1 protein-coding gene is annotated in these 1,228 nt (G+C 45.1%); it reads left to right on the top strand.

Annotated features, from left to right (window positions below):
* Positions 1-193 precede the first annotated feature (193 nt).
* Positions 194-1,009, top strand: a complete 816-nt coding sequence (locus tag FTT84_RS17870) for an aminoglycoside O-phosphotransferase APH(3')-Ia (protein ID WP_000018326.1) — start codon at positions 194-196, stop codon at positions 1,007-1,009.
* The last annotated feature ends 219 nt before the right edge of the window (positions 1,010-1,228 follow it).

The following is a 1,228-nucleotide window of genomic DNA, read 5'->3' as shown; positions in this document are numbered from 1 at the left end:
AGTACCAGCGTACGGCCCACAGAATGATGTCACGCTGAAAATGCCGGCCTTTGAATGGGTTCATGTGCAGCTCCATCAGCAAAAGGGGATGATAAGTTTATCACCACCGACTATTTGCAACAGTGCCGATAAAAATATATCATCATGAACAATAAAACTGTCTGCTTACATAAACAGTAATACAAGGGGTGTTATGAGCCATATTCAACGGGAAACGTCTTGCTCGAGGCCGCGATTAAATTCCAACCTGGATGCTGATTTATATGGGTATAGATGGGCTCGCGATAATGTCGGGCAATCAGGTGCGACAATCTATCGATTGTATGGGAAGCCCAATGCGCCAGAGTTGTTTCTGAAACATGGCAAAGGTAGCGTTGCCAATGATGTTACAGATGAGATGGTCAGACTAAACTGGCTGACGGCATTTATGCCTCTTCCGACCATCAAGCATTTTATCCGTACTCCTGATGATGCATGGTTACTCACCACTGCGATCCCCGGGAAAACAGCATTCCAGGTATTAGAAGAATATCCTGATTCAGGTGAAAATATTGTTGATGCGCTGGCAGTGTTCCTGCGCCGGTTGCATTCGATTCCTGTTTGTAATTGTCCTTTTAACAGCGATCGCGTATTTCGTCTCGCTCAGGCGCAATCACGAATGAATAACGGTTTGGTTGATGCTAGTGATTTTGATGACGAGCGTAATGGCTGGCCTGTTGAACAAGTCTGGAAAGAAATGCATAAGCTTTTGCCATTCTCACCGGATTCAGTCGTCACTCATGGTGATTTCTCACTTGATAACCTTATTTTTGACGAGGGGAAATTAATAGGTTGTATTGATGTTGGACGAGTCGGAATCGCAGACCGATACCAGGATCTTGCCATCCTATGGAACTGCCTCGGTGAGTTTTCTCCTTCATTACAGAAACGGCTTTTTCAAAAATATGGTATTGATAATCCTGATATGAATAAATTGCAGTTTCATTTGATGCTCGATGAGTTTTTCTGATAGTTAGTCTTTGTAGAGACACAAACCTGAAATTCCGGACACCGCGCTTCAGGACATCTCCCTGGACGCCGATATCTGGCAGTATCCGGACGGGGCACTGTTGCAAATAGTCGGTGGTGATAAACTTATCATCCCCTTTTGCTGATGGAGCTGCACATGAACCCATTCAAAGGCCGGCATTTTCAGCGTGACATCATTCTGTGGGCCGTACGCTGGTAC

The sequence above is a fragment of the Acinetobacter sp. YH01019 genome, from assembly GCF_013420285.1.
Lineage (GTDB): Bacteria > Pseudomonadota > Gammaproteobacteria > Pseudomonadales > Moraxellaceae > Acinetobacter > Acinetobacter gandensis.
The sequence above is the reverse complement of the archived record's forward strand: the minus strand, read 5'-3'. Positions and strand labels throughout refer to the sequence as shown.

Bases quoted from the DNA above. Each gene is read 5' to 3' on its own strand.
- FTT84_RS17870 (WP_000018326.1), top strand. From the start codon at position 194: ATGAGCCATATTCAACGGGAAACGTCTTGCTCGAGGCCGCGATTAAAT.